Below are 26,036 nucleotides of genomic sequence, written 5' to 3' on the forward strand. Positions count from 1 at the left end.
TGATGAGCTCGTTCAGGCTATCCGGTAATGGGGCTGATGAGCGTTGAGCGAAGGTCGTGGGGATGGGTGAGATAAAAAAGCCGCAGCGGATGAACGCTGCGGCTTTTTGCTGGCTTGCAGTGAGGGATTACTGGCGCCAGAAGGAGGGGAAGAAGAGCACGGCGACCGTCAGGATCTCCAGTCGTCCCAGCAGCATGCCGAATGACAGCAGCCATTTGGCCGATTCCGGCAGGCTGGCAAAGTTGGTGCTGGGGCCGACCACCGGGCCCATGCCCGGGCCAACGTTGGCAACGGCGGTGATGGAGCTGGATATGGCTGTCAGGGGGTCAAGCCCGATGGCGCCCAGCAGTGCGGCTATCACCAGAATGATGGCGAAGTAGGCCAGTACGAAGGAGATCATCGAGCGGATGATGGCGTCATTGACCGTCCGGCCGTTGTACTTCTGGGGGAATACGGCAGAGGGGTGCATCAGCTGGCGTATCTGCTTTCTGAACAGGGCGAATGCCACCTGTACCCGGAAGATCTTGAGGCCGCCCGCAGTGGAGCCTGAGCAGGCCCCCAGCGCCAGCAGCACGATGAAGACGATGCTGGCGAGCGGCCCCCAGGTGCCAAAGTCACCAAGGCCGTAGCCGGTGGTGGTGAGCACCGAGACGATGTTGAAGCAGCTGATGCGCAGGGCATCCCAGAAGCCGAACAGATCTCTCTCCCACAGATAGAAGGTCATGATGACTGTGACCCACACCACCAGCCAGAAGAAGCCGCGCACCTGGGCATCCTTGAGCAGGCTGTAGTCCCTGTGGTTCAGGCTCTGCACATAGAGTAGAAAGGGCAGGCCGCCGAGGAACATGAACAGGGTGCCAATCCAGTGTGCCGAGTTGGAGAAGTGGGACATGGATTGATCGGAGGTGGAGTAGCCGCCGGTACTGAGGGTGGTCATGGCGTGGTTGATCGCCTCGAACATATTCATGCCGCTGGCCCAGTAGGCCATGAAGCAGAGCATGGAGAGCACCAGATAGACCACAACGATGTTGTTGGCGACCGTCTTGGCACGCGGGGCGCTTTTGTCTGACCAGTCCGAGCTCTCGGTCTGGAACAGCTTCATGCCGCCGACGTTGAGATAGGGCAGTACGGCAACCGCCATCACGATAAAGCCGACCCCCCCCAGCCACTGTAGGATGGATCGCCACAACAGGATGCTGTGGGCCATGTTGTCGAGGCCGGAGAGCACGGTGGAGCCCGTGGTGGTCACCCCCGACATGGTCTCGAAGTAGGCGTCGGTAAAGTTGATGTGGGTGATGAAGACAAAGGGCAGCGCCCCGAAGATACAGGCAACCACCCAAACCGAGGTGGTGAGCAGGAACATCTCCCGCACCCCCAGATGAAACTCCGCCTTGCGGCCGTAATGGAGGCAGAGCAGGGCGGCGCCGTGGGTGATCAGCACGGACTTGAGAAACTCGACAAATCCCTCTGACCCGGTGAGCAGTGCCAGCAAGGTGGGCAGCCACATGAAGAGCGCCAGCTTGGAGAGCACCAGCCCGAGGGTGAAGATAATGGGACGCAGTTTGATCATGTTCGATAACCTGGTCGTTGATTAACAAAAGACCCGGACCATCCCCTTGGAGGAGCTGAGCCGGGTCTGGTTTGACAGCCTGTGCGCATGAAGACGTTACAGGAAGAAGGGGCTTGGCTGGAACAGCCGCTCCACTTCCGGGATGTACTTCTTGTCCACCAGGAACATGACCACGTGGTCATCCTGCTGGATCTTGGTACGATCGTGGGCGATCAGCACCTCATCCCCGCGCACTACGGCACCGATAGTGGTACCCGGCGGCAGCTTGAGCTCGCCCACCGTCTTGCCGACCACCTTGGAGGTGTTCTCGTCACCGTGGGCAATCGCTTCGATCGCCTCGGCAGCGCCGCGGCGCAGGCTGTAGACGTTGGCGATATCGGCCCGGCGCACATGGGTCAGCAGGGCCGAGATGGTGGCCTGTTGGGGCGAGATGGCGATATCGATGGAGCCACCCTGCACCAGATCGACGTAGGCGCCGCGCTGGATCAGCACCATGGTCTTCTTGGCGCCCATCTTCTTGGCGAGCAGCGCCGACATGATGTTGGCCTCATCCTCGTTAGTCACGGCGATGAAGACGTCAATTTGATCGATATGCTCCTCGGCCAGCAGCTCCTGATCCGCCGCATCGCCGCAGAAGACGATGGTGTTCTCCAGCAGTTCGGAGAGCTGCTCCGCCCGCTTCTGGTTGCGCTCGATAAGCTTGACGCTGTAGCGCTTCTCCAGCTGACGGGCGAGGCCTGCGCCGATGTTGCCACCACCGACGATCATGATGCGGCGGTAGGGGCTCTCGAGGCGCTGCAGCTCAGACATCACGGCACGGATATGGCCCGCGGCGGCGACGAAGAAGACCTCGTCATCCGCTTCGATGATGGTGGTGCCTTGCGGACGGATCGGGCGGCCCTGACGGAAGATGGCCGCTACCCGGGTCTCGATGTTGGGCATGTGCTCGCGTAGGGTGGAGAGGGCATTACCCACCAGCGGGCCACCGTAGTAGGCCTTGACCGCCACCAGACCAACGCGGCCACCTGCAAAATCAACCACTTGCAGGGCGCCCGGGTATTCGATCAGGCGACGCACATAGTCGGTCACCAGCTGCTCCGGCGCGATCAGGTGATCAACCGGTACCGATTCCGGCAGGAACAGGCGATCCCGCTCGGTCAGATAGGCTGGCGAGCGGATCCGTGCCACCTTGTTCGGGGTGTTGAACAGGGAGTAGGCCACCTGACAGGCGATCATGTTGGTCTCGTCACTGTTGGTGACGGCGACCAGCATGTCGGCATCCTGAGCCCCCGCTTCGCGCAGCACCTTGGGGTGAGCGCCGTGCCCGTTGACCACCCGCAGGTCAAACTTGTCCTGCAGTTCGCGCAGGCGCTCACTGTCGGTATCGACGATGGTGATGTCGTTGTTCTCCCCGGCCAGGTTCTCGGCCAGGGTGCCGCCGACTTGGCCGGCTCCCAAAATGATGATCTTCATAGGGAACGTCTACTCACGTTGATGCTGTAAAGGGGAGCGCCAGAACGGAGCTGGCAGCTCTCCCGAATGAGGTTTGTCATGCCAGGTTCAGAGCTTGACCAGTTTGGCGTAGTAGAAGCCATCCATCTCGGCTTCACCCGGCAGGAACTGGCGACCCGGGCAGTCCGGGGTATCCTGTTCGTGCAACGGTACCAATTTGGCATCTTTGGTCGCGGCAAGGAAGGCGCGGATCTGGTCGCGGTTCTCTTCCGGCAGGACGGAGCAGGTAGCGTAGAGCAGGGTGCCGCCGCTTTTCAGCTTGCCCCAGAGGGCATTGAGAATGCGGCGTTGCAACTCGGCCAGCTCGCGAATGTCCTGATCACGGCGTAGCCACTTGATGTCGGGATGGCGGCGGATCACGCCGGTGGCAGAGCAGGGGGCATCCAGCAGAATGCGGTCGAACTGGCCCTCCGGCCACCACTGTTCCGGTGCCGCGGCATCGCCGTGGATCACTTTGGCGGTCAGGCCGATGCGATCCAGGTTCTCCTGCACCCGCTTGAGGCGGTTTTCATCGGCATCGACGGCAACCACGCCAGCCAGTTTGGGTTGCCGCTCCAGCAGGTGGGCAGTCTTGCCACCGGGGGCCGCGCAGGCATCCAGCACCCACTCGCCCGGTTGCGGGTCGAGCAGTGCCGCAGCCTGTTGTGCTGCTCCATCCTGTACCGAGCAGTCACCCACTTCAAAGCCGGGCAGTTTGGTCACATCGCAAGGACGCTCCAGCAGGATGCAATCCTCGCCCTCTTCACCGGCCACTGCATTGATGCCAGCTTCGGCCATGCGAGCCAGCATGGCATCGCGGCTCTGGCGCTGGCTGTTGTTGCGGATCCACATGGGGGGGCGCTGGTTGTTCGCCTCCATGATGAATTCCCACTCATCGTGATAGGCCTGACGCAGGCGCTTGGTGAGCCACTCCGGATGACCGAGGCGAATGCTGGGAACGCGGTCGATGCGCAGCAGAATGACTTCGGCGCTGCGCTGGAAGTTGCGCAGTACGCCGTTGATGAGGCCACGCAGTGAGGTGCCTTTGAGCAGTTTGACGGCGTTGACGGTCTCGGCCACCGCGGCGTGAGCCGGAATGCGGGTGTAGATGAGCTGATAGAGACCGACCAGAATGAGGTAGTGGAAAATGCGGCTCTTGTTCTTGAGCGGCTTGTCCATCATCTCGTTGACTGCCGCATCGAGGCGGGGCAGCCAGCGCAGGGTCCCGTAGCAGAGTTCTTGCAGGAGAGCGCGATCGCGAGGCGCGACCTTCTCCTGGGCAGCAGGCAGAACAGCGGAGAGGGATTGACCCTGATCCAGCACCTGTTGAATAACGAGAGCGGCCTGTGCACGTGTTTTCATAGAGTTACCTTAGATGCGCAAGTCGGGGCCTGGGCCCCGCTTGTGTCAATTCAATCCAGTTCAATTCAATTGCGTGCCGGGTTCAAACCAGTCGCGGCGAGAGTTGAGCAGATCCGAAACGGACATCGCCTTCTTGCCGGGCGGTTGCAGGGTCAGCAGGCGCAGTACCCCTTTGCCGGTCGCGATATCGATCCCCTGCTTGTCGGCCTTGAGCAGGGTGCCGGCGGGTTGGCCGTGGTCGATGTCGATGACGGCGGCTTGCCATACCTTGACGGTCTGGTCAGCTACTTCAAACCAGCTGATGGGCCAGGGGTTGAACGAGCGAATACAGCGTTCGATGGCAACAGCTTCCATCGACCAGTCTATGCGGGCCTCTTCCTTGGAGAGCTTTTCGGCGTAGTTGGCCAGCGCATCATCTTGTGCCTCGGCAGCGGTTTCACCGGCAGCCATGGCACCGATGGTGTCGACCAGCGCCTGCGGACCCAGCTCTGCCAGCTTGTCATAGAGGCTGGCGGAGGTCTCGTCGGCGGCGATGGGGCAGCTTACCTTGCGGATCATGGCGCCGGTATCCAGCCCCACATCCATCTGCATGATGGTGACACCTGTTTCGGCATCGCCCGCCCAGATGGAGCGCTGGATCGGTGCCGCGCCACGCCAGCGGGGCAGCAGGGAGCCATGGACGTTGATGCAGCCCAGACGCGGGGTATCGAGTACCGCCTTGGGCAGGATCAAGCCATAGGCCACCACGACCATCAGGTCTGCGCCAAGGGCGGCCAGTTCGGCTTGCGCCTCTTCCTTGCGCAGGGTAGCGGGCTGGTAAACCGGCAGGTTGTGGGCCAGTGCCAGCTCTTTGACCGGGCTGGCGGTGAGCTTCTGACCACGGCCAGCAGGCTTGTCAGGCTGGGTATAAACGGCAACGACCTCGTGGTCGGAAGACAACAACGCCGCCAGGTGACGGGCGGCGAAGTCGGGAGTACCGGCAAAAATCAGTTTCAGCTTATTCAATGGGGCAGATCCTCAGAGGACTTTGCGATCTTCACGGGCCATCTTTTCCAGCTTCTGGCGAATGCGCTGGCGCTTGAGCGGGGACAAGTAATCCACAAACAGCTTGCCGACCAGATGATCCATCTCATGCTGGATGCAGATGGCGAGCAGATCGTCGGCTTCCAGCTCGAACGGCTTGCCGTTGCGATCCAGGGCGCGGATTTTGATCTGTTCGGCGCGAGGCACCAGAGCACGGCTGCCGGGCACGGAGAGGCAACCCTCTTCAATGCCGGTGCTGCCGCACTGCTCGATGACCTCCGGATTGATCAATACCAGAGGATCTTCACGGTTTTCAGAGACATCGATCACTATGATGCGCTGGTGAATGTCGACCTGAGTCGCGGCCAGGCCAATGCCTTCCTCCGCGTACATGGTTTCGAACATATCATCTACAATCTGTTGTAACTCGGGTGTAAAGGTCTCGACAGGGGCTGCAACGGTGCGCAGGCGCTCATCGGGAAAACGCAATACATCTAGAATGGCCATAGTTTTTTCTTTAGTTTCGTATAAATGCAGTCAATATTGGCGTAATTCTAGTCATTTACGCCGACAAAAAACAGCAACACTTTGCGTACAGAAGTAACAGGGAGTGTTATGTATCTGAAGCAAACCATCCTCGCCTGCCTGCTGGTGACCGTGAGTCAGGCAGCATTGGCCGATCAGCTGAGGCTGAAAGCGGGTTACCCCGAAAGCTATGTAGTGCAAAAAGGCGACACCCTGTGGGATATCTCCGGCAAGTATCTTTCCGAACCCTGGCTCTGGCCCCGTCTCTGGAACATCAATCCGCAGATAGCCAATCCTCACTGGATCTACCCCGGTGATGTACTGCATCTGAGCTGGGTCAATGGTGAACCCCGGCTCGGCAAGGCGATGCAGGGTGGCAAGCAAGTCATCCGTCTCGGCCCGAAAACCCGTTACGAGAACAAAGCCAACCCCATTCCGACCCTGCCTATCAGCGAGATCGGCCCTTTCCTGCAAACCGACCATATTCTGGCTGACAGCCAGCAGCAGAAAACCTTGCCCTATCTGCTGGGGTCGGATCAGAAACATATCGGCATGCTGGAGGGGGACACCCTCTATGTGCAGGGCTCCCTGACACCGGGGCAGGTCTATGGCATTTATCACCCCGGAGTGGTCTACAAGGATCGCGAAACCGGTGAACTGCTGGGCCAGGAGGCGATCTTTGCCGGTGTGGTGCGGGCCGTGGCGCGTCTTGATGGCGATCGGACCGAAGTGACTCTGACTCATAACCAACGCGAAGTGCTGCAGGGCGACAAGGTGATGCCGCTGCCCGCTCAAGAGAACATGCCCGCCGTCTTCACACCGAAAGCGGCACCTGCCATCACGCCGGGCTATATCATCGATTTGCCGAACAAGACCCGGGGCGGTGGCAAGTTTGATGTGGTGCTGATCAACCGGGGTGGCCGCGATCAACTGGTCGCCGGGGATGTGTTGGATGTCAGACGGCCCGGTGCTGCTCTGGTCACCAAGAATGGCGATGTGCAGTACAAGGAGCTCTCGTCGGTTTTTAACCGGGTGTTTTACAGCAGCAACAAGAAGGCACCACTGCCCTCTGAAGCGATTGCCCGTGTCATGTTGTTCAAGGTGTATGACAAGCTGAGTTACGGTCTCATCATGCAGAGTAACGACATGGTGAGTGCGGGCTATCAGGTCACTCACTTCTGACGTGAATTACCCCGACGCGCGTCTGGCGCTCTGGCTAACTCTCGATGCGGTCACCGGTATCGGTCCGGTGACCGCTGCACGTCTGTTGGAACGGGCTGGGGGAAGTATTGAGGCCCTGTTTCAGAGCGATGAAGCGCAACTGCATGGTATGGGGTTGTCGTCAGAGCAGATCAAACAACTGCGCTGGCCCTCGCCGGTGGTTGAGCAGAGCCTGGCTTGGGCCGCTTTGCCTGACAATCTCCTTATTCCGCAAGATCACCCGGTTTATCCACCCTTGTTACGGGAAATTCCCGCGGCACCCCTGTTGCTCTACTGTCGTGGCGATCTTGCTGCGCTATCGCGACCCCAGCTGGCAATGGTGGGGACACGCCATCCTACCTATGCAGGCAAAGATAATGCCTCCCGCCTTTGTAGCGAGCTGGTTGGATGCGGGTTAGCGATCACCTCGGGCCTTGCGCTCGGTATCGATGGTGTTTGCCATCAGCAAGCGCTGGCTTGTGGCGGTATCACCCTTGCCGTGTTGGGTTCCGGGCTGGATTGCCTCTACCCCAAACGCCATCAGGGGCTGGCAGGCCAGATTCTGGAGAGTGGTGGCTTGCTTATCTCCGAGCTGGCGCCGGATAAAGGACCGCTGGCTGAACATTTTCCTCGTCGCAACCGTATTATCAGTGGTCTGTCGCTGGGAACTCTGGTGGTGGAGGCGACCGAGCAGAGCGGTTCGCTGATCACCGCTCGCTATGCGCTTGAACAGGGGCGCGAAGTGTTTGCAGTGCCCGGCTCCCCGCAAAACGCCCAGGCGATAGGGTGCAACAGATTAATTCAGCAGGGGGCCAAACTTGTGCTGAGTGCGGCCGATATAGTGGAAGAGCTGCCAGAGTGGGTCGCACGGCCAGATCCGTCGGTCATACCATCTGAGCAACCGCATAATAGCGAATTGCCTTATGCCGATTTGTTGGATAACGTAGATTATGAGACCACGAGCGTGGATACCGTTGCCGAGCGGGCCCAGCTTCCTGTCGAAGTGGTATTGGGCAGGTTGGTAGAGCTGGAGCTGGCCGGTGCAGTGATGGCGGTAGCCGGTGGATACGTCAGAGCGAGGAGGGCGAATCATGTTTGATGTATTGATGTACCTTTTCGAGACCTACATCCACAGCGATGCAGATGTGATGGTCGAGCAGGATGAGCTCACAGACGAGTTGAGCCGGGCCGGTTTCGATAAAGAAGAGATCGACAAGGCGCTCGACTGGCTGGAGCGACTGGCCAATCTGCACGATAGCGAGCGGGAGGTCTATGTTACCGCCAGCGCGCAAGGCTCGATGCGTATCTATGCTCCGCAAGAGCTGGCGCGCCTCAGCACCGAGTGCCGCGGCTTCCTGCTCTTTCTGGAACAGGCTCAAGTGCTGAATGCCGAAACCCGCGAGATCTGTATCGAGCGCCTGCTCGAGCTGGACAAGCCGGATATCGAGCTGGATGACCTGAAGTGGGTCGTCATGATGGTGCTGTTCAACGTACCGGGCAGTGAAAATGCCTACCAGCAGATGGAAGAGCTGGTGTTTGATGAGTCGGACGGCGTCATTCACTGACAGTCCGGTGCCGCGCTGGTAGAATTCAGGCCATCTGGATTTCAAGGCGCGGCCCATGTCAAAAATCGATCATCACCTCTTTTCAGCCCACGAACATGCCTTCGAGCGCGAGCCGTGCCCGCAGTGCGGGGCCGAGCTGGTGATCCGCCAGGGCAAACATGGCCCCTTTCTCGGCTGTTCTGCCTATCCTGCCTGTGATTACATACGCTCCCTGACGCCATCCGGCCGCGACATCGAAAAGGTGCTCGAAGGCTCTGCCTGTCCCGATTGCGGAGAGCCGCTGGCGATCAAGAAGGGGCGTTACGGTCTGTTTGTCGGTTGTACTCAATATCCGGCCTGTCAGCACATCGAATCCCTGCAGGAGAGCGACGATACCCAGATCCTCTGCCCCGAGTGCGGCAAGGGTCATCTGGTGAGCCGCACCTCCCGCTACGGCAAGCAGTTTTACTCCTGTGATGGCTATCCCCATTGCAAATATGTGGTGAACGACAAGCCGATCCCCATGCCTTGCCCCGCGTGTGGCTGGGGCATCATGGTGGAAAAAAAAGTGAGGGGAGCTCTGCGTTGGGTCTGTCCGCAAAAGAAATGCGGCCACCAAAGTGAGCAGGTATAATCCCGCCGCCGCAACCGGATTGAAACGTTTTCGGTGAACTTCAACCCCCCACTTGGAGTAAGGAAATTCCCACCATGAATAAACCCTTTGTTGCCGTATTGATGGGCTCTGATTCTGATTTCCCCGTGATGCAGACCACCCTCGAGGTGCTCAAGTCATTTGATATCGCAGTGGAAGTCAAAGTCACCTCCGCGCACCGCACGCCGGCTGCGACCCATCAGTATGTGACCGATGCCGAGGCCCGTGGCTGCAAGGTCTTTATCTGTGCTGCCGGTCTGGCTGCGCACCTGGCGGGTGCCGTTGCCGGCATCACGACTCGTCCCGTGATCGGGGTGCCCATCGATGGTGGCCCGCTCAAGGGGCTGGATGCGTTGCTCTCCACCGTGCAGATGCCGGGTGGTGTACCGGTAGCGACCGTGGCGATCGGCAAAGCCGGTGCCAAGAACGCAGGTTATCTGGCAGCCCAGATGCTGGCAGTAGCCGATGATGAACTGGCGGCCAAGGTTCGGGCCGAACGCCAGAAGAATGCCGAAGAGGTGATGGCCAAGGATGCCGCCCTGCAGGCTCAACTCAAGTAAGTGAACGGGTGACGATCCGGATGTGTCTTATTTTTCCTGTGCTACAGCAAAACGTCACTTTGTTGTGGTCGCCACCGTATGGATTCAACTTGCTACTAAGCGACGAGGCGGCAGCTAGGCTGCCGCATTTTTCCTATGCCAAATGAATTTGAACAGGCGGTTACTGCCCTCCAACAGGAAGGGGTGATTGCTTATGCGACCGAGGCCGTGTTTGGTCTGGGTTGTGATCCCGACTCCGAAGTTGCGGTGCAGCGACTGCTGGCCATCAAACAGCGTCCGGTAGAGAAGGGGTTGATCCTGATTGCTGCCGACATGGCACAGCTGCAGGACTACATCGATCTGAGCCAACTTAGCGGTGAGCAACTGGCTCGGGTTGAAGCCAGCTGGCCCGGCCCCTTTACCTGGATCATGCCTGCCCGTGCAACGACGCCGGCCTGGCTGACCGGGCAGTTCGAGACACTGGCGGTGCGCGTGACGGCTCATCCTCAGGTACAGGCGTTGTGCCGTGCCTTTGGTAAGCCGCTGGTCTCTACCAGCGCCAACCTGACCGGTGAGGAGCCTGCCCGTCGGGTGGCCGATATTGGTGAGCGGTTGGCAAGCAAGTTGGCCTATATCCTGCCTGGTGAAGTGGGTGGTCAAGCCAATCCATCCGAGATCAAGGACGCCCGAACTGGCGCCATTATTCGCCCCTCCTGAGCTGGCGGATACGTCATGATTTGCTATCAATCCGCTGGGCGGTGAGCTCATCTGATTGATTTAACTATAAAAATGGACAGGGCGTTCACGATCCTGCCTGACTGGAGACAAGATGAGCAAACCGGATGTGGCCCAGGTCAAGGCCTTCCTGTTGCAGTTGCAGGACGAGATCTGCCGTGGTCTGGAGCAGGCCGATGGCAGTGGACACTTTGTGGAAGATGCCTGGAGCCGTGAAGGCGGTGGCGGTGGTCGCACCCGTGTGCTGCGCCACGGCGCGGTGATCGAGCAGGGGGGCGTCAACTTCTCCCATGTCTATGGCGATGCCATGCCTGCCTCTGCTACAGCCCATCGGCCAGAGTTGGCCGGTCGCAAGTTTGAGGCGATGGGCGTGTCGCTGGTGATCCATCCGCACAACCCCTATGTGCCGACCAGCCACGCCAACGTCCGTTTCTTCATCGCCGAGAAAGAGGGTGAAGAGCCCATTTGGTGGTTTGGCGGTGGTTTCGATTTGACGCCTTTCTACCCGTTTGCCGAGGATGTCCAGCACTGGCATCAGGTCTCCCGTGATCTCTGCCAGCCATTTGGTGATGAGATCTACCCCGAGTTCAAATCCTGGTGCGATCGCTACTTCTTCCTCAAACACCGCAACGAGACGCGGGGGGTGGGCGGTCTCTTCTTCGACGATCTGAATCGCTGGCCTTTTGCCGACTGCTTTGCCTTTATGCAGGCGGTAGGTCGGGGTTATCTCGATGCCTACCTGCCGATCATCGAGCGACGCAAGGCACTGCCCTATGGTGAGCGGGAGCGGGAGTTCCAGCTCTATCGTCGCGGTCGTTATGTGGAGTTCAATCTGGTGTATGACCGTGGCACCCTGTTCGGGCTGCAGACCGGCGGACGTACCGAGTCGATCCTGATGTCGATGCCACCGCTGGCACGTTGGGAGTATGACTGGCAGCCGGAGGCGGGCACTCCTGAAGCTTTGCTCTACACCGATTACCTCACGCCGCGAGAGTGGCTGTGACCCGAGGGCCTTGATGGCCCCTTTTTGCTGGCCGATATTCGGCTTGTTCCCGAGTGCGAAAACCCGTTAAATCGGAATATTGCCCTCTGATGGAACTCTTTGATGGATCGTTATCTGGTTTTTGGCCACCCGGTGCGCCACAGCAAGTCCCCCTTTATTCACACCCTGTTTGCCAGACAAACCCAGCAAGAGCTGGAGTATGGGCTGGCTGAACCCGCCGTCGACGAGTTTGCCCAAACTCTGCGTGCTTTCTTTGCCCAAGGGGGCAAGGGGTGCAATGTCACCGTTCCCTTCAAGGAGCAAGCATTCACTTTGGTCGATCGCTTGAGCCCGAGGGCCAAGCGGGCGGGCGCGGTCAATACCATCAAGCTGACCGATGATGGTGTGTTGCTGGGGGATAATACCGATGGTGCCGGTCTGGTCGCCGATCTCAAGTCCCATGGTGTGACGCTGGCGGATAGCCGGATCCTGCTGCTGGGTGCCGGTGGCGCTGCTCGCGGTGCATTGGCGCCGCTGCTGGCTGAGTTGCCGAGCGAGCTGGTGATCGCCAACCGCACCCACGCAAAAGCGCAACAGTTGGCTGCCGAATTCCACGATCTGGGGCCTGTGACTGCCCAGACCTATGAGCAGTTGGCAGGGCCATTCGATCTCGTCATCAACTCTACCTCCGCCAGCCTGCAAGGGGAGCTGCCGCCGTTGGCCCCTGCCCTGATCCACATTGATATTGCTATCTACGACATGATGTATGGCGCCTCGGATACGGAGTTTATCAGTTGGGCCAAACAGCATGGGGCCCGTCAAACCATGGATGGACTCGGCATGCTGGTGGAGCAGGCCGCCGAAGCGTTTACCGTGTGGCGCGGAATTCGTCCCGGGACTAAACAGGTATTGAGAGAGCTGAAGCGTAACTTGGGGGTGATATGAACCAGGGTATTCTGTTTCCTGATCTGATGGAGTGGCAGGCTGACGAACAGCGGGTGCGTTTTCCTGCCCAGCAGATGGGGGCGCTGATAGATTGTTACATCAGTCAGCGGCGGCTGGAGAGAATGACCGGTCTGGCGCTGACGAGGGAGGATGATATCGTCAGAGCCTTTGAAAGTGTGCGTTTTGACATTGAAGATCTGGCTGAAAAACTCATTGAAGAACAAGAGTTTGCTGAAGATGGTGCTATCTATCTCTGATTTTTCAAAGTTTTTTTGTTTTGTAGCGGAACTACTTTGAAATGGCGCTGACTAACTAGATAGTTGAGGAAGTGCTAGCTAGTCACCTTTATAACTCCCCGGTATTCGTACTGGGGATTTTTTTATCTACATGAAAGTAAAAGGTTTTTTATTAATCTGTAAGTTGTGAAACTAAATTACATAAATTACTTTCACTTTCTGCTGCTTTGCTGTACAGTTGTCTGCGTAGGGTACAGAGGTAAGATGTTCTATCTTTCAGACCTTTTATTTCACGTAATTGAATGTGGCTGAATAGCTGCCCCGATGAGGTTCTCGTCGGGGTGTTTTTTTATGCGTGTCATTTAGAGTAAATGCTTTAAATTGGCGATGCATTTGATAGAATGAGGCTGCTTCTTGAGGAATACCTGTCGTCTGGTACTCAAGATTCAGCTTCTTCCCAATTTTTTGAACTTATTATTTCAGGCTGGATGGCATCACTGTCGTCCGGCCTCATTTTTATCCCTTTCGGTTAGGACTTGTAATTAAATTTCATTTTTGTCTCTTTTTGTAATTCTTGTTCGTTTTGAAAGAACGAATTTGAAAACGCTATCAACGCCTACTTAAGTTAATTTTTTTTGTGAATTAACTGCCTATCTATATGAACTTTAAGAAGTATTGGATATAGCAGGGGAGGCGAATGCGGGGTATTTGTCGTGAGGCAGGTGAAAGCGGCAATCTGAAACCCTTTCAATCAGCGGAGGAGTGCTCCGCCAATTGCAAGGAGAGCGAGGAGTAGATTACTCCTCGGCAGGTTGCTGTTCATCCGCGTCCAGCAGGTCGGTATCGTCACCACTGACGTACCATTCGGTCAGGGTTTGCGCCAGCTTCTCCACACCGATATTGGTGAGGGAGGAGAACGCTTCGACCTGGATCTGAGAACCAAGGTTGGCAACGGCCTGGCGCACCTTGATCACCTGGTTGTTGCGCGGGCCGGGGCTCAGTTTGTCAGCCTTGGTCAGCAGCAGCATGACGGGCAACTGACGGTGCGAGCTCCACTCCAGCATGTTCATGTCGGTATCTTTGAGCGGGTGGCGGATGTCCATCAGGATCACCAGACCTTTCAATGACTCACGGCGCTGCAGATACTCTGCCAGTGACTTTTGCCACTTGAGCTTCATTTCCAGCGGAACTTGCGCATAACCATAACCCGGCAAGTCGACCAGACGCTTGCCCGGTTCCAGCTCAAACAGGTTGATCAGCTGGGTACGACCAGGTGTCTTACTGGTGCGCGCCAGGTTCTTGTGTTTGGTTAAGGTGTTCAATGCAGATGACTTACCGGCGTTGGAACGGCCGGCAAACGCGATCTCGACACCCCCATCATTTGGCAGGTGACGGATGTCGGGTGCGCTGGTCACAAAATGCACCTTATTGAAATTCAGAGTTTGTGTATCCAACGTAAATTCCCCATGGAGATAGAGGGTTATAGAGTTACTTTTTTGTAAAATGGTGTAAAATAGCGTCGCTTAAACGCGTTTATTTTAACATGCCTTCAGCGGCATGGGATCTGGAAGCCTAATAACGAAAAGTTGGAACGCCATGAAGAACCTAGTCATTACTCTTGCTCTGATGGTTGGCGTAACGGGGATGGCACAAGCCAAGGGCGATGCCGCTGCGGGACAGACCAAGGCTGCCGTTTGTGCGGCTTGTCATGGACCGGACGGAAACAGCCTGGTTGATATGTACCCCAAAATTGCTGGTCAGCACGCATCATATATCAAAAAACAGTTAGTTGAACTGAAGGCTGCCGCTTCTGGTCAAATTGGCCGGGTTGCGCCAGTGATGGGGCCGATGGCGTTACCTTTGTCGGAACAGGACATGGATGACCTGGCGGCTTATTTCTCCAGCCTGAAGGTTACCCCTATCGCTGTCCCTGACGACGTGGTCGAAGCGGGCAAGGCACTCTATATGGGTGGTGACATGAGTCGCGGTCTGGCAGCTTGTACGGCTTGCCATGGTCCCCGTGGCTCGGGTGTCGAACAGGCGAAGTATCCCAACCTGTCCGGCCAGCATCCTGCCTATATCAAGGCTCAGCTCACCGCATTCCGTGCCGGGACGCGTGACAACGATCCGAATGGCATGATGCGGGACGTTGCCAAGAAACTGACTGATCAGGATATCGAAGCCCTCTCCAAATATGTGGCGGGTCTGCACTGATATAGTCGATACGGTCGATTTGAGTTGAAACGGGGAGCCTGGGCTCCCCGTTGTTTTTATGGCTTTCAGATAATTCTCTGTTTAATCCCCCCGTTCTGTAAGAGATCTCCCATTCTCAAGGCAGGCCAAGGCTCATAAAATTGCATAAAATATTAAATAATCATTATTTATCAATAAATTATACAAATATTGATAATTTTTGACATGCTGAGAATGTTTTGAGTGGATTGAGCCGCTTTATAGAGTTGGTACAGTAGGCTTAATGGATTCACCTACGGATTGGGTGACGGTTTCACGACAGGGTGTTGTGAGCAGAGGATGGCTGGCGTGGCGGGATGCCATGGGCTCGGATGAGCTGGCAAAGGATTGAAGGATCAGGATGGTGACCATCTCCGGAGCGGGATGGGGTTGCGGGATGCAGACTCCCCGGCACGATGGCAGGATGCGGTCGAGACGGGTCAAACAGGCACACGCACATTCAGGAACGACCAATATAAGGTCAGGATGACCACACAACGATATGATGCGGCGACAAGTTGTCACGGAGAGGATGAAACAGATTGTTTTGCCATTCAGGATGGCGCACGCATGAACATATCAAGGCAGCTTCGGCTGCCTTTTTTCTTTTGGGTCATTAACCCGATTAGCCATTCTGTGTCAAAATACCAGCAACATGCCCAGAGGATACCGATCCTGCGGTGTTCAGTGGCCTGATTGGGCCGGATTGGTGCGGGATCCTGCTCTTGTTCCAGCCTTACTGTTCCTCGCATCGTATCCCACCGGGTGAGATCATCCCGGGTACGGGTCAAACCAGTTATTTTCGGAGTTAGCCATTCATGTCTGCCAAACAACCCACTCGCAAGCCTACTGGCAAGCGCAAAGAATCTGATGTCAGTGCTCAGGAAGGCCGTGAGCGTAAACGGGCTGCCAAGCGCAAGGGCCTGAAGGCTGGTTCTCGTCAGCAAGTTGAACAGCCGAAGAACAAGTCTGGCAACAGCCAGTCCAAAGATCCGCGTATCGGTTCCCGCAAGCCGGTAGTTCTGGTGGTGGATGACAAACAGAAGAAGCCGGCAGCACCCAAGGCGGTGAAAGAGAAGAAGCTGGTGATGACGCCCGAGCAGGAGCTGGCTTCCATCGAAAACGATGACCGCTTGAATGATCTGCTGGATCGTCTTGATGCCGGCGAAACCCTGGAAGCGGCCGAGCAGGCCTGGGTTGATCAGCGTGTCGACCGTTATCAGGAGCTGATGGATGAGCTGGGCATCATCGACAACGACGATGATGAAGATGATGAGCTGCCGTTTGATGATGGCGATGACGCCGAGTTCGACGAGCAGAAACCGGCCTCCGAAGAGGAGTTGTGGGACCGTTTCAACCTGGTCGATTTCAAGCCGGAACCCAAGCCTGAGCCGAAGAAAAAGTGATGAGTGGATGGATGCTGGCCGCCCTGTTGGGCGGCCTGATTTTGTCAGGATTGGCCATCTATGCAGGCATGCTGCTGGCCAGGCTGAGACGACAGCAAGCGATGCAGTGGCAGGCGATTACCGCTCGCAATGAACGAATTCTGGAGAGCGTGCGGGTCATTGCTCATGCGGTGCAGGAGGGGCAGTGCGATTACTCCGAAGGCGCCATTCGGCTGACCAATCTGCTGGATGCGTTGCAGATCAAGGGGGGGCGAGCATTCGTTGCCGAGTTCCCGGGTCTGTACGGGCTGTATGAGAAGGTGAAAGATATGCCGACTCATGAGGCCAGACGCGCCCTCAAGCGCAATGAAGTGATGAAGATGGATCTCGAACGCAGCGGCTACGAGGCCGAGCTGGAGGCTCAGATCCTCAAGGATGTGGCCCAGCTGAAGGATTTTCAGTTAGGTCGGTGAGCCAACAATAACAACAAGAGAGGAAGCGAGCGTGCAAGCAGAACAGATTGTGTGGGATCAGGCCCTGATCGAAAAATATAACTACAGTGGCCCGCGATACACCTCTTATCCCACTGCGCTGGAGTTCAACGAGAGCTTCGGCTATCCGGATTTTGTCCGCGCTGCCGGCCAGTATCCCGAGCGCAATCTGTCGCTCTACGTGCACATCCCTTTCTGTCACAAGCTCTGCTACTACTGCGGCTGCAACAAGGTCATTACCCGCCATCAGCACAAGGCTGACGAGTACCTCGACTACCTGGAGCAGGAGATCAAGGCGCAAGCCCCGCTCTTCAAGCACCGTATGGTCACCCAGCTGCACTGGGGTGGCGGTACACCCACCTATCTGGATGAAGCGCAAACGCGCCGCCTGATGGCCATTCTGCGTGAGCACTTCCATTTTGCCGAAGAGGGGGAGTTCAGCATCGAGGTCGATCCGCGCGAGATTGCCATCACCATGCTGGATGTGCTGCGAGACGTCGGCTTCAACCGCATCAGCCTTGGGGTACAGGACTTCAACAAGGATGTGCAGGTTGCGGTCAACCGCGAGCAGGACAACGACTTTATTAAAGCCATGTTGGAACGGGCCCGTGAACTTGGCTTCCGCTCGACCAACCTCGACCTTATCTATGGCCTGCCGCATCAGGATCGTGCCAGTTTCCACCATACGTTGGAAGAGGTGCTCAAGACGGATCCGGCGCGCCTCTCCATCTTCAACTATGCCCATCTGCCGAGTCGCTTTGCCGCCCAGCGCAAGTTGAAAGAGGTGGATATGCCTGCGCCGCAGGAGAAGCTGGCCATGCTGCAGGACACCATCGCCTTCCTGACTGGTCAGGGTTACCAGTTTATCGGCATGGATCATTTTGCCAAACCCGATGACGAGCTGGCAGTGGCGCAGCGCGAGGGCAAGCTGCATCGCAACTTCCAGGGCTATACCACTCAAGGTGATTGCGATCTGCTGGGGCTGGGGGTCTCCTCCATCAGCATGATCGGTGATGCCTACTCCCAGAACCAGAAAGAGCTCAAGGCGTATTACGCACAGGTTGCAGAGCTGGGTCATGCCCAGTGGAAAGGCTGCTCGCTCAATCAGGATGACCTGATCCGCCGTGAGGTGATCAAGCGGCTCATCTGTGATTTCCGTCTGAACTTTGCCGCTGTCGAACAGGCGCACGGGCTCAATTTCAGCGAGTATTTTGCCGATGATCTAAAGCTGCTGCAGACCTTCATCAACGATGGATTGGTGCGTATGACGGAGGATGGTCTGGAGGTCTCCTCCACGGGGCAGCTGCTGATCCGCAATATCTGCATGTGTTTCGACGTGTACTTGCGCAACAAGGCGCGCCAGCAGCAGTTCTCTCGCGTGATATAAGCTTGTTTGCCGATTAGAAAACAGAGAAGGGCGCCATCGTGGCGCCCCTTTCATATGTATTTTTGCTTAGGCAGCGGGTCTGGAAGGTTCTGGTAAGAAGTCTCTCTGCGCTGAGGCAAGCAATTGAGAGCCAAGCAAGGGGACGGTGAAATGCAGATAAAAAGATGGGGGCGACTTGTGTCGCCCCCGGTAGTCGTATCGCTCAGATCCTTGAACGAAGTTGCTCCCTGCAATCCCTGACTGTTTACCTCTTCCTTTAGGTTTCCCCTTCCCAATCCTTTGGGGTGTCCTTTAGCCATCTTGGCCTGACGAGTCATCCTGTCCCGTCGCACTTTCTCCGTCCTGGGAGGTGTCCTTTACCACATCCTGTGGTGAGTCCATTTGCCCAACCCTGGCAGCCAGTCTTCCTGACCGACTTCATTGCGTCCGTGCATAAGTAACTATAAGGATTTTCTAACCGGCTACAACGCCAGATTGGAAAACGTTTTTGTTATTAGCCATTTCGAAAGTGGTGGGTTTCGATTTATTCATTTATAAACAGCTAGTTAAGTTAATCATCTTCATGTTTTAAGATCTTATCTTCCGATTATCTCGGGGATCTTTTCGGCTGTTAGCTTACATGTGGAATGGCAGATCTCTTACACGGCGTTTTGGTTGCTTCAGAAACAGATTTTGTAGTCTGATGATGGTCATTCGGGGTGAGTTGGCGAGGCACACAAAGAGCGGCTGAATGGAGAAATTATGAGCGCGGGTTGAGTCGCTCATAGATGGTCTGGCGCTCCTCAGGAGTCAGCGAAGAGAAGTAGTGGGTAAAGAGGCGCAGCAACAGGGACTTGTTCATTCCATCTTGCTGGGTCAGATTCCCCAGCTCGTCGATGGCCACCGTGCTCATGGAGAAGGTGGCTTTTTTGTAGCTGGGCTTCAGGTGCTCACCACTCTCGATAAAAGCCAGCGCCGACAAGGCTTCATCACGATGCAGGCCCAGTTCAAGGCTGACCACCTTGGGTTTGCCCTTGGCGTAGAACTCCGCATCTTCAATAAATTCGTCGACGGTGAACTTCTTCTGGTGATGCAGCTGGTGCTTTTTCTTCAGATCGGCCAGACCCATCTCACACCCCCACTTGCAGGAACTCTTTGGCGATGGCCCGGATCTCTTCGGCGGATTTGCCATCCGGCTCGATCTCCATCACCGACAGTCCCTTCTCTTCGCTGTCGTCATAGACGTTGCGACCATAGGTGATGGCGTTCAGGACGTCGACACCGAACGAGGAGCAAACCTCTTTCGCTTCGAGAATGCGTTTTACCTGATTGGGTAGGGCGGGGCACTGGGTCAGCACTACGGCTGCATTGAGGGTCGGGTTGACCATCTTGCAGGTGGTGATGAGATCTTCCATGTGGGGCAGGGTCTTGAGGTCGCGGCGTTTCGGGCGCAAGGGGATAAGGGCGTGGGTGGCGACAGCCATGGTGGAGCGCAGAGCCCGGTTGTCTTGCCCGCCGCAATCGACGATGACGTAGTCGTAGCGGTTTTTCAGGCTGAGCAGGTCGTTGCGAATATTGCCATAGAGCTGTACGCAGTTGATTTGTGGCAGCTCCGGGTTGTCATTGCGCTCCTGAATCCAGTCAGAGGTGGTGCGTTGCGGGTCGCAGTCGACCAGTAACACCTCCCCCTGAAATTGGGATCTGAGGTAGACCGCCAGATTTTGTGCCAGGCAGCTCTTGCCACTCCCCCCCTTCTCTCCACCGACCAACAAGATCATGACGTTCCCCTATCCATGAGAAAACCGCTGATTTCAGTATAGGAGGGGCCTGTCTCATCACAAGGCGAGAGGAGTGATGCTCCTCTCGTTGTTTCGACTAGTAATGAACACTGCCTCCCTGCCAGCGGCAGATATAGTCAGGCACCAGCATCTGGGGGGCCTTGTCGACATGGCATACCACCATGGGCATGGCAGGGGCTCCTTCAGCCTGACTGAGGGTGGGGAGCGCAGAGAGCAGCAAAGTCGCGAGCAACAGCATGGGTTTCATCTTCATAACAACTCCTTGGTAGTGCCATTCCTGTGTGATCTGGATCACTTTCTGAGTTAAGTCGAGGTTGGCGCCAGCGCAAGGTGAGACGAATAAATTCAATTAATGAAAAAAGTATCAAAAGGCGTTGTGGTGACCGACGAGGATGGTTGCCCACCTTGATGCGGACTTTGTGCATATTAAGTTGAACCGCACAAAGAGGTGGTGACTTATGGGGCCGAGCCTGATGGGGTTGGCATCAATGCCATGATCTGGAACAAGAAAAGATTTATGCAGTGAATGTGGTCGATGTGAGTATTTATTTCTCACGTGTTCATCCCGTCACGGCGATGTATTCAATACCTAGGGAATAATATTCAAATTATATTTGTAAAGTTACTTATGGTAATGATTTTTAACGGTTTTTGTTATTTGCATTTAATCACTCCAGTGAACTGGCATGAATAAAAAATGAATCAACTTGAAATATAGCGGGGTGGTTTTGCATGGTTATTCGGTGCGCTTTGTGTGGAAAATGCGCAATTTGCTACCGGTGTCATAGAATGGATGGTGAATATATTCAGTTCTGAGTGAATGTGATCAATGTCTAAGTTTGTCGTGATTCGCAGGGCTAACCTCGGTCTCGAAAGGCAAGGGCAGGATAGAACATAAGCCGATTACCCTACATAAAGAATATCCCGCCTTAGCCACGAGCATGAATAGAAGGAATCTATTCAATCACTCGCAGGGACCACTGCTAGACGGAATATAATCATGAGCAAATTTTATGTAGGTTCTGAAGTTGGCCAATTGCGCCGTGTCATGTTGCACCGCCCCAACCTCAGTCTGAAGCGTCTGACTCCTTCCAACTGCCAGGATCTGCTGTTCGATGACGTCCTGTCTGTTGAACGCGCCGGTCAGGAGCACGACAAATTCGCTCAGGTACTGCGCGATCAGAATGTCGAAGTTTTCCTGCTGACCAATCTGCTGGCTGAAACACTTGATGTGCCGGAAGCCAAAACCTGGCTGCTGCAACATCAGGTCTCCGACTATCGCCTCGGCTCTTCTTTTGCCAACGACGTGCGCTGCTTCCTGGCTGACATGCCGCACCGCGAATTGGCCCGCATTCTCTCCGGCGGCCTGACCTACTCCGAGATGCCCTACAGCGGCGTCAACATGGTAGTGGGCATGCACGCTCCGACCGATTTCATCATCGAGCCGCTGCCCAACCACCTCTTTACCCGTGACACCTCCTGCTGGGTTTACGGTGGCGTCTCCATCAACCCGATGGCCAAACCGGCTCGTCGCCGCGAAACCAACCATGTGAAGGCCATCTATCGCTGGCACCCGATGTTTGCCGGTCAGGACTTCATCAAGTACTTCGGTGACGAGGAGCGTGACTACGACAACTCCACCATCGAGGGTGGCGACGTACTGGTTATCGGCCGTGGTGCCGTGCTGATCGGCATGTCCGAGCGCACCACCCCGCAAGGTGTTGAGCATCTGGCTCGTAGCCTGTTCAAACATGGTCAGGCCAAACAGGTCATCGCCATGGAGCTGCCGAAACACCGCAGTTGCATGCACCTGGATACCGTCATGACCCACATGGATATCGATACCTTCTCCGTCTATCCGGAAGTGATCCGCAAGGACGTGCAGTGCTGGAGCCTGACTCCGGGCGGCGCTACCGGCATGAACATCAAGGAAGAGGGTTACTTCGTCACCGCTATCGAGAAAGCGCTGGGCGTGGATCAGCTGAAGATCATCACCACTGGTGGTGACAGCTTCGAAGCCGAACGCGAGCAGTGGAACGACGCCAACAACGTGCTGACCGTACGTCCCGGCGTGGTGGTGGGTTACGAGCGCAATACCTACACCAACGAGAAGTACGACAAGGCCGGTATCACAGTTCTCTCCATCCCGGGTGATGAACTGGGCCGTGGCCGTGGCGGCGCCCGCTGCATGAGCTGCCCGATGGAACGCGACAGCATCTGATGAGACGGCGTGGCGCCGGCAGAAGCTGGCGCCACACAGAACCAAACTCGAGATTAACCACTATGAAAAAACCAACTGTCGTCGTCGCTCTGGGTGGCAATGCACTGCTCCGTCGTGGTGAGCCACTGGAAGCGGATATCCAGCGCAAGAACATCGCCACCGCCGCCAAGACCATCGCCCTGATCGCTCAGGAGTACAACGTGGTGCTGGTGCATGGCAACGGCCCGCAAGTCGGCCTGCTGGCCCTGCAGAACAGCGCCTACACCAAGGTATCCCCCTATCCGCTGGATGTGCTGGGTGCCGAGTCTCAGGGCATGATCGGCTACATGCTGATCCAGGAGCTGAAAAACCTGATGCCGAGCCGCAACGTCACCGCGCTGCTGACTCAGGTGCAGGTTGATCCCAAGGATCCGGCATTTGCCAACCCGACCAAATTTATCGGCCCCGTCTACGAAGAGGCTGAAGCCCGCACCCTGGCAGAAGAGAAACACTGGGTGGTCAAGGCTGACGGCAAGTTCTTCCGCCGTGTAGTGCCATCCCCGCTGCCTCAGCGCATCGTTGAAGGCGATGCCATCGAAACCCTGATTGCCCAAGGCCACCTCATCATCTGTACCGGTGGTGGCGGCATCCCTGTGACTTGGGATGGCCAGAGCCTGACCGGTATCGAAGCCGTCATCGACAAAGACATGTCTGCCGCCTATCTGGCCAAGCAGATCAAGGCCGATGCCCTGCTGATCCTGACCGATGCCGATGCCGTCTATCTGGATTGGGGCAAACCGACCCAGCGTCCGCTGCGAGTCACCAGCCCGGACGAGCTGGCCGGGGTCAAGTTCGATGCAGGTTCCATGGGACCGAAAGTCGAAGCCTCTTGTGAATTTGTCAAAGCGACCGGCGGCATGGTCGGCATCGGCTCGCTGGAAGATGGCCTCGCCATCCTCAAGGGGGAAGCCGGCACCAATATCGTCGCCACCCGCACCGTACATGCGTAATTACCGATATCTGTACTGAGAATGCGTAGTCAACACTACTGCCCGAACTGGTCTGAAACATATATAGAGAGAACTCATCATGGCTTTTAATCTGCGTAACCGTAACTTCCTGAAACTGCTGGACTTCACCCCGCGCGAAATCCAATACATGATCGATCTGGCCATCGACCTGAAGAAAGCCAAATACGGTGGCTACGAGCGCAAGCATCTGGTCGGCAAGAACATCGCCCTGATTTTCGAGAAGACCTCCACCCGTACCCGCTGTGCGTTTGAAGTAGCGGCCTTCGACCAGGGCGCTCAGGTCTCCTACCTTGGCCCAAGCGGTTCCCAAATCGGTCACAAGGAGTCCATGAAGGACACCGCCCGTGTACTGGGTCGCATGTATGACGGTATCGAATACCGCGGCTACGGTCAGGAGATCGTCGAAGAACTGGGCGCCTATGCAGGTGTTCCGGTCTGGAACGGCCTGACCAACGAATTCCACCCGACCCAGATCCTGGCCGACTTCATGACCATGCTGGAGCACGGCAAGGGCAAGCGTCTGGATCAAATCAAGTTCGCCTACCTGGGTGATGCCCGCAACAACATGGGTAACTCCCTGATGGTTGGCGCCGCCAAAATGGGCATGGACATCCGTCTGGTCGCGCCGAAAGCCTTCTGGCCGGAAGAGGAGCTGGTTGCCAAGTGCCGCCTGATCGCCGAAGAGACCGGCGCACGCATCACCCTGACCGAAGATGTGAAAGAGGGTGTGCTGGGTGCTGACTTCCTCTATACCGACGTCTGGGTATCCATGGGTGAAGCGAAAGAAGCCTGGGATCAGCGCGTCAAACTGATGACCCCGTATCAGGTCAACATGGATGTCATCAACGCCACCAAGAACCCGGATGTGAAGTTCATGCACTGCCTGCCGGCGTTCCACAACGACGAGACCACCATGGGCAAGGAAGTGGCTGACAAATATGGCATGAAAGGCCTGGAAGTGACCGAGGACGTGTTCGAATCCGAGCACAGCATCGTGTTCGACGAGGCCGAAAACCGGATGCACACCATCAAGGCAGTGATGGTTGCTACGCTGGGCGACTAAGGTCGCAGTAGTGGTGCCGGGGGGCGACCCCCGGCTTTTCGACCATGTGACAGCGGCATAATACCTCTAACCCTACAACCCGCAGCCTGCATGGATACCACACCCACAGAAGGAAGCTGGACCATGACCAAATTCAAGTTCCCGTCAGCCTACACGATACTGTTTGTGCTGATCGCCCTGGTGGCCGCCCTGAGCTGGATAGTGCCGGCCGGCAAATATGAGATGACCATGAACGAAGCCCTCGGCAAAGAAGTGCCGGTGGCAGGTACCTACAAACTGGTGGAGGGGAATCCCCAGGGGATCGTCGACGTGCTGCTGGCACCTATCGATGGCCTCTACAACCACGACACCTATGAGGCAGGCGCCATCGACGTCTCCCTCTTTATCCTGATCATCGGTGGTTTTCTTGGCATTGTGACCAAGACAGGTGCCATCGATGCCGGTATTGAACGTGTGACCGACCGCCTGCGCGGCCGTGAAGAGTGGATGATCCCGATCCTGATGGCACTGTTTGCCGCAGGCGGCACCATCTACGGGATGGCCGAAGAGTCGCTGCCTTTCTACACCCTGCTGGTGCCGGTGATGATGGCCGCCCGCTTCGACCCAGTGGTGGCAGCGGCAACCGTATTGCTGGGCGCCGGTATCGGTACTCTCGGTTCCACCATCAACCCGTTTGCGACTGTTATTGCCGCCAACGCCGCCGGTATCTCCTTCACCGACGGTATCTGGCTGCGCGTTGCCATGCTGGTCGCCGGTTGGCTGCTCTGTGTTGCTTACGTCATGCGTTACGCCAAGATGGTGCGCAGCGATCCGAGCAAATCTCTGGTGGCTGACAAGTGGGAAGAAAACCGTGCCCACTTCCTCGGCAACAAGAGCGACCAGATGCTGGAGTTCACCCTGACCCGTAAAATCGTGCTGGGTATCTTCGTCGCCGCCTTCGCCGTGATGATCTATGGTGTGGCTGTGCTGGGCTGGTGGATGGCACAGATCTCCGGTGTGTTCCTGGCTGCCGCCATCATCGTCGGTCTCATCTCCCGCATGAGCGAGGAGGAGCTGACCTCCAACTTTATCGACGGTGCCCGTGACCTGCTGGGGGTGGCGCTGATCATCGGTATCGCCCGCGGTATCGTGGTAGTGATGGATAACGGCATGATCACTCACACCATTTTGCACAGTGCAGAAGGGATCGTGACCGGCCTCTCCACCATCGTCTTTATCAACGTGATGTTCGTGCTGGAAGTGGTGCTCTCCTTCCTGGTGCCGTCCTCCTCCGGTCTGGCCGTACTGACCATGCCGATCATGGCGCCGCTGGCCGACTTCGCCAACGTGGGCCGCGATCTGGTGGTGACTGCTTACCAGTCTGCCTCCGGTCTGGTGAACCTGGTGACCCCGACCTCCGCCGTGGTCATGGGCGGTCTGGCCATCGCCAAGGTGCCTTATGTGCGCTGGCTGAAGTGGGTGGCTCCGTTGCTCGGTATCCTGACCGTGTTGATCGTGGTCTGCCTGAGCCTGGGGGCCGTGCTATCCTGAGGGATAACAAGCAAGATGAAACGGGAGCCTGCGGGCTCCCGTTTTTTATGGCTATGTCCCAATTACGTGTTGCATGGGGCGCCCCAGCGCCTCATGCAAACATGTTTTGATATTTACGCCTTTTCCGTAACGCTC

The 26,036-nt window shown here is 56.7% G+C and carries 26 protein-coding genes; 17 read left to right on the forward strand and 9 right to left on the reverse strand.

Translation table 11 applies throughout. The features are described from left to right. Nucleotides 1-127: 127 nt before the first annotated feature. The 5 genes from AB5Y92_RS15140 to def form a co-directional block, all read right to left on the reverse strand. Complete coding sequence (locus AB5Y92_RS15140; RefSeq protein ID WP_368227062.1) at nt 128-1,570, reverse strand: TrkH family potassium uptake protein; 1,443 nt, start codon at nt 1,568-1,570, stop codon at nt 128-130. 96 nt (nt 1,571-1,666) lie between these two features. Further along, nucleotides 1,667-3,043: a Trk system potassium transporter TrkA gene (gene trkA / locus AB5Y92_RS15145; protein WP_005339689.1), complete on the reverse strand. Its 1,377-nt coding sequence runs from the start codon at nt 3,041-3,043 to the stop codon at nt 1,667-1,669. A gap of 87 nt (nt 3,044-3,130) precedes the next feature. Beyond that, nucleotides 3,131-4,423 carry a 16S rRNA (cytosine(967)-C(5))-methyltransferase RsmB gene (rsmB, locus tag AB5Y92_RS15150; protein ID WP_005341964.1) on the reverse strand — a complete coding sequence of 431 codons (1,293 nt, stop codon included), beginning with the start codon at nt 4,421-4,423 and terminating at the stop codon, nt 3,131-3,133. Between the two features lie 60 nt (nt 4,424-4,483). Then, nucleotides 4,484-5,428 carry a methionyl-tRNA formyltransferase gene (gene fmt / locus AB5Y92_RS15155; RefSeq protein ID WP_368227063.1) on the reverse strand — a complete coding sequence of 315 codons (945 nt, stop codon included), beginning with the start codon at nt 5,426-5,428 and terminating at the stop codon, nt 4,484-4,486. A 12-nt stretch (nt 5,429-5,440) separates the two neighbouring features. After that, nucleotides 5,441-5,953 carry a peptide deformylase gene (gene def / locus AB5Y92_RS15160; RefSeq protein WP_005357510.1) on the reverse strand — a complete coding sequence of 171 codons (513 nt, stop codon included), beginning with the start codon at nt 5,951-5,953 and terminating at the stop codon, nt 5,441-5,443. A 108-nt stretch (nt 5,954-6,061) separates the two neighbouring features. On the opposite strand from def, the gene AB5Y92_RS15165 reads away from it, so the two are divergent. From AB5Y92_RS15165 to AB5Y92_RS15205, 9 genes are all read left to right on the forward strand, one after another. Continuing rightward, on the forward strand, nt 6,062-7,153 hold the full coding sequence (locus AB5Y92_RS15165; RefSeq protein WP_005339696.1) for a LysM peptidoglycan-binding domain-containing protein: 1,092 nt from the start codon (nt 6,062-6,064) through the stop codon (nt 7,151-7,153). 1 nt (nt 7,154) lies between these two features. Further along, nucleotides 7,155-8,270, forward strand: a complete 1,116-nt coding sequence (dprA, locus tag AB5Y92_RS15170; protein ID WP_368227064.1) for a DNA-processing protein DprA — start codon at nt 7,155-7,157, stop codon at nt 8,268-8,270. Then, nucleotides 8,263-8,736: a DUF494 family protein gene (locus AB5Y92_RS15175; RefSeq protein WP_005339699.1), complete on the forward strand. Its 474-nt coding sequence runs from the start codon at nt 8,263-8,265 to the stop codon at nt 8,734-8,736. The genes dprA and AB5Y92_RS15175 overlap by 8 nt, the downstream gene beginning before the upstream one ends. A gap of 55 nt (nt 8,737-8,791) precedes the next feature. After that, nucleotides 8,792-9,349 (forward strand): type I DNA topoisomerase, encoded by a 558-nt coding sequence (locus tag AB5Y92_RS15180; RefSeq protein ID WP_274160750.1) that lies wholly within the window; start codon nt 8,792-8,794, stop codon nt 9,347-9,349. 74 nt (nt 9,350-9,423) lie between these two features. Next, nucleotides 9,424-9,927 carry a 5-(carboxyamino)imidazole ribonucleotide mutase gene (gene purE / locus AB5Y92_RS15185; protein ID WP_005339704.1) on the forward strand — a complete coding sequence of 168 codons (504 nt, stop codon included), beginning with the start codon at nt 9,424-9,426 and terminating at the stop codon, nt 9,925-9,927. Between the two features lie 135 nt (nt 9,928-10,062). After that, nucleotides 10,063-10,623: a Sua5/YciO/YrdC/YwlC family protein gene (locus AB5Y92_RS15190; protein ID WP_368227065.1), complete on the forward strand. Its 561-nt coding sequence runs from the start codon at nt 10,063-10,065 to the stop codon at nt 10,621-10,623. 112 nt (nt 10,624-10,735) lie between these two features. Beyond that, nucleotides 10,736-11,644, forward strand: coding sequence for an oxygen-dependent coproporphyrinogen oxidase (hemF, locus tag AB5Y92_RS15195; protein ID WP_005357520.1), 909 nt, complete (start codon nt 10,736-10,738; stop codon nt 11,642-11,644). 102 nt (nt 11,645-11,746) lie between these two features. Beyond that, nucleotides 11,747-12,568 (forward strand): shikimate dehydrogenase, encoded by an 822-nt coding sequence (gene aroE / locus AB5Y92_RS15200; protein WP_129504915.1) that lies wholly within the window; start codon nt 11,747-11,749, stop codon nt 12,566-12,568. Beyond that, nucleotides 12,565-12,825, forward strand: coding sequence for a DUF1488 domain-containing protein (locus tag AB5Y92_RS15205; protein WP_005339708.1), 261 nt, complete (start codon nt 12,565-12,567; stop codon nt 12,823-12,825). The genes aroE and AB5Y92_RS15205 overlap by 4 nt, the downstream gene beginning before the upstream one ends. A 776-nt stretch (nt 12,826-13,601) precedes the next feature. On the opposite strand, the gene yihA is transcribed toward AB5Y92_RS15205, so the two are convergent. Continuing rightward, nucleotides 13,602-14,258 carry a ribosome biogenesis GTP-binding protein YihA/YsxC gene (gene yihA, locus AB5Y92_RS15210; protein ID WP_026034975.1) on the reverse strand — a complete coding sequence of 219 codons (657 nt, stop codon included), beginning with the start codon at nt 14,256-14,258 and terminating at the stop codon, nt 13,602-13,604. A 142-nt stretch (nt 14,259-14,400) separates the two neighbouring features. Here yihA and AB5Y92_RS15215 point away from each other — a divergent pair, with 142 nt between their 5' ends. The 4 genes from AB5Y92_RS15215 to hemN all read left to right on the forward strand — a co-directional run bounded on the left by AB5Y92_RS15215 (nt 14,401) and on the right by hemN (nt 18,299). Next, nucleotides 14,401-15,018 (forward strand): cytochrome c, encoded by a 618-nt coding sequence (locus tag AB5Y92_RS15215; RefSeq protein ID WP_005339710.1) that lies wholly within the window; start codon nt 14,401-14,403, stop codon nt 15,016-15,018. An 836-nt stretch (nt 15,019-15,854) separates the two neighbouring features. After that, nucleotides 15,855-16,442: a Der GTPase-activating protein YihI gene (gene yihI, locus AB5Y92_RS15220; protein WP_058056227.1), complete on the forward strand. Its 588-nt coding sequence runs from the start codon at nt 15,855-15,857 to the stop codon at nt 16,440-16,442. A gap of 11 nt (nt 16,443-16,453) precedes the next feature. After that, nucleotides 16,454-16,894 carry a DUF2489 domain-containing protein gene (locus AB5Y92_RS15225; RefSeq protein ID WP_005339712.1) on the forward strand — a complete coding sequence of 147 codons (441 nt, stop codon included), beginning with the start codon at nt 16,454-16,456 and terminating at the stop codon, nt 16,892-16,894. A gap of 31 nt (nt 16,895-16,925) precedes the next feature. Continuing rightward, nucleotides 16,926-18,299: an oxygen-independent coproporphyrinogen III oxidase gene (gene hemN, locus AB5Y92_RS15230; protein ID WP_058056226.1), complete on the forward strand. Its 1,374-nt coding sequence runs from the start codon at nt 16,926-16,928 to the stop codon at nt 18,297-18,299. A gap of 739 nt (nt 18,300-19,038) precedes the next feature. On the opposite strand, the gene AB5Y92_RS15235 is transcribed toward hemN, so the two are convergent. The 3 genes from AB5Y92_RS15235 to AB5Y92_RS15245 form a co-directional block, all read right to left on the reverse strand. Next, complete coding sequence (locus AB5Y92_RS15235) at nt 19,039-19,407, reverse strand: hypothetical protein (RefSeq protein WP_058058971.1); 369 nt, start codon at nt 19,405-19,407, stop codon at nt 19,039-19,041. 1 nt (nt 19,408) lies between these two features. Then, a complete protein-coding gene (locus AB5Y92_RS15240; protein WP_005339716.1) occupies nt 19,409-20,056 on the reverse strand; it encodes an AAA family ATPase in 648 nt (215 codons plus the stop codon). 97 nt (nt 20,057-20,153) lie between these two features. Next, a complete protein-coding gene (locus AB5Y92_RS15245) occupies nt 20,154-20,330 on the reverse strand; it encodes a hypothetical protein (protein ID WP_162838750.1) in 177 nt (58 codons plus the stop codon). A gap of 747 nt (nt 20,331-21,077) precedes the next feature. Here AB5Y92_RS15245 and arcA point away from each other — a divergent pair. From arcA to AB5Y92_RS15265, 4 genes are all read left to right on the forward strand, one after another. Further along, entirely contained in the window at nt 21,078-22,298 is a 1,221-nt protein-coding gene (gene arcA / locus AB5Y92_RS15250; RefSeq protein ID WP_005339718.1) for an arginine deiminase, read from the forward strand. A gap of 62 nt (nt 22,299-22,360) precedes the next feature. Further along, the gene (arcC, locus tag AB5Y92_RS15255) at nt 22,361-23,287 is read left to right on the forward strand and encodes a carbamate kinase (protein ID WP_005339719.1); all 927 of its coding nucleotides are present in this window, start codon (nt 22,361-22,363) and stop codon (nt 23,285-23,287) included. A gap of 79 nt (nt 23,288-23,366) precedes the next feature. Then, complete coding sequence (gene argF, locus AB5Y92_RS15260; RefSeq protein ID WP_005339721.1) at nt 23,367-24,371, forward strand: ornithine carbamoyltransferase; 1,005 nt, start codon at nt 23,367-23,369, stop codon at nt 24,369-24,371. Nucleotides 24,372-24,494: 123 nt separating this feature from the next. Beyond that, nucleotides 24,495-25,901 carry a YfcC family protein gene (locus AB5Y92_RS15265; RefSeq protein ID WP_005339725.1) on the forward strand — a complete coding sequence of 469 codons (1,407 nt, stop codon included), beginning with the start codon at nt 24,495-24,497 and terminating at the stop codon, nt 25,899-25,901. The last annotated feature ends 135 nt before the right edge of the window (nt 25,902-26,036 follow it).

The organism is Aeromonas sp. R1-1 (genome assembly GCF_040908495.1).
Lineage (GTDB): Bacteria > Pseudomonadota > Gammaproteobacteria > Enterobacterales > Aeromonadaceae > Aeromonas > Aeromonas veronii.

Excerpts from the sequence above, each read along its gene's own strand:
- AB5Y92_RS15165 (WP_005339696.1), top strand. The coding sequence starts at position 6,062 with ATGTATCTGAAGCAAACCATCCTCGCCTGCCTGCTGGTGACCGTGAGT.
- trkA (WP_005339689.1), bottom strand. The coding sequence starts at position 3,043 with ATGAAGATCATCATTTTGGGAGCCGGCCAAGTCGGCGGCACCCTGGCC.
- AB5Y92_RS15140 (WP_368227062.1), bottom strand. The coding sequence starts at position 1,570 with ATGATCAAACTGCGTCCCATTATCTTCACCCTCGGGCTGGTGCTCTCC.
- AB5Y92_RS15235 (WP_058058971.1), bottom strand. The coding sequence starts at position 19,407 with ATGGGTCTGGCCGATCTGAAGAAAAAGCACCAGCTGCATCACCAGAAG.
- AB5Y92_RS15265 (WP_005339725.1), top strand. The coding sequence starts at position 24,495 with ATGACCAAATTCAAGTTCCCGTCAGCCTACACGATACTGTTTGTGCTG.
- AB5Y92_RS15245 (WP_162838750.1), bottom strand. The coding sequence starts at position 20,330 with ATGAAGATGAAACCCATGCTGTTGCTCGCGACTTTGCTGCTCTCTGCG.
- AB5Y92_RS15175 (WP_005339699.1), top strand. The coding sequence starts at position 8,263 with ATGTTTGATGTATTGATGTACCTTTTCGAGACCTACATCCACAGCGAT.
- AB5Y92_RS15225 (WP_005339712.1), top strand. The coding sequence starts at position 16,454 with ATGCTGGCCGCCCTGTTGGGCGGCCTGATTTTGTCAGGATTGGCCATC.
- AB5Y92_RS15215 (WP_005339710.1), top strand. The coding sequence starts at position 14,401 with ATGAAGAACCTAGTCATTACTCTTGCTCTGATGGTTGGCGTAACGGGG.
- AB5Y92_RS15205 (WP_005339708.1), top strand. The coding sequence starts at position 12,565 with ATGAACCAGGGTATTCTGTTTCCTGATCTGATGGAGTGGCAGGCTGAC.
- AB5Y92_RS15240 (WP_005339716.1), bottom strand. The coding sequence starts at position 20,056 with ATGATCTTGTTGGTCGGTGGAGAGAAGGGGGGGAGTGGCAAGAGCTGC.
- purE (WP_005339704.1), top strand. The coding sequence starts at position 9,424 with ATGAATAAACCCTTTGTTGCCGTATTGATGGGCTCTGATTCTGATTTC.
- AB5Y92_RS15190 (WP_368227065.1), top strand. The coding sequence starts at position 10,063 with ATGCCAAATGAATTTGAACAGGCGGTTACTGCCCTCCAACAGGAAGGG.
- arcC (WP_005339719.1), top strand. The coding sequence starts at position 22,361 with ATGAAAAAACCAACTGTCGTCGTCGCTCTGGGTGGCAATGCACTGCTC.
- rsmB (WP_005341964.1), bottom strand. The coding sequence starts at position 4,423 with ATGAAAACACGTGCACAGGCCGCTCTCGTTATTCAACAGGTGCTGGAT.
- arcA (WP_005339718.1), top strand. The coding sequence starts at position 21,078 with ATGAGCAAATTTTATGTAGGTTCTGAAGTTGGCCAATTGCGCCGTGTC.
- hemF (WP_005357520.1), top strand. The coding sequence starts at position 10,736 with ATGAGCAAACCGGATGTGGCCCAGGTCAAGGCCTTCCTGTTGCAGTTG.
- AB5Y92_RS15180 (WP_274160750.1), top strand. The coding sequence starts at position 8,792 with ATGTCAAAAATCGATCATCACCTCTTTTCAGCCCACGAACATGCCTTC.
- yihI (WP_058056227.1), top strand. The coding sequence starts at position 15,855 with ATGTCTGCCAAACAACCCACTCGCAAGCCTACTGGCAAGCGCAAAGAA.
- def (WP_005357510.1), bottom strand. The coding sequence starts at position 5,953 with ATGGCCATTCTAGATGTATTGCGTTTTCCCGATGAGCGCCTGCGCACC.
- aroE (WP_129504915.1), top strand. The coding sequence starts at position 11,747 with ATGGATCGTTATCTGGTTTTTGGCCACCCGGTGCGCCACAGCAAGTCC.
- argF (WP_005339721.1), top strand. The coding sequence starts at position 23,367 with ATGGCTTTTAATCTGCGTAACCGTAACTTCCTGAAACTGCTGGACTTC.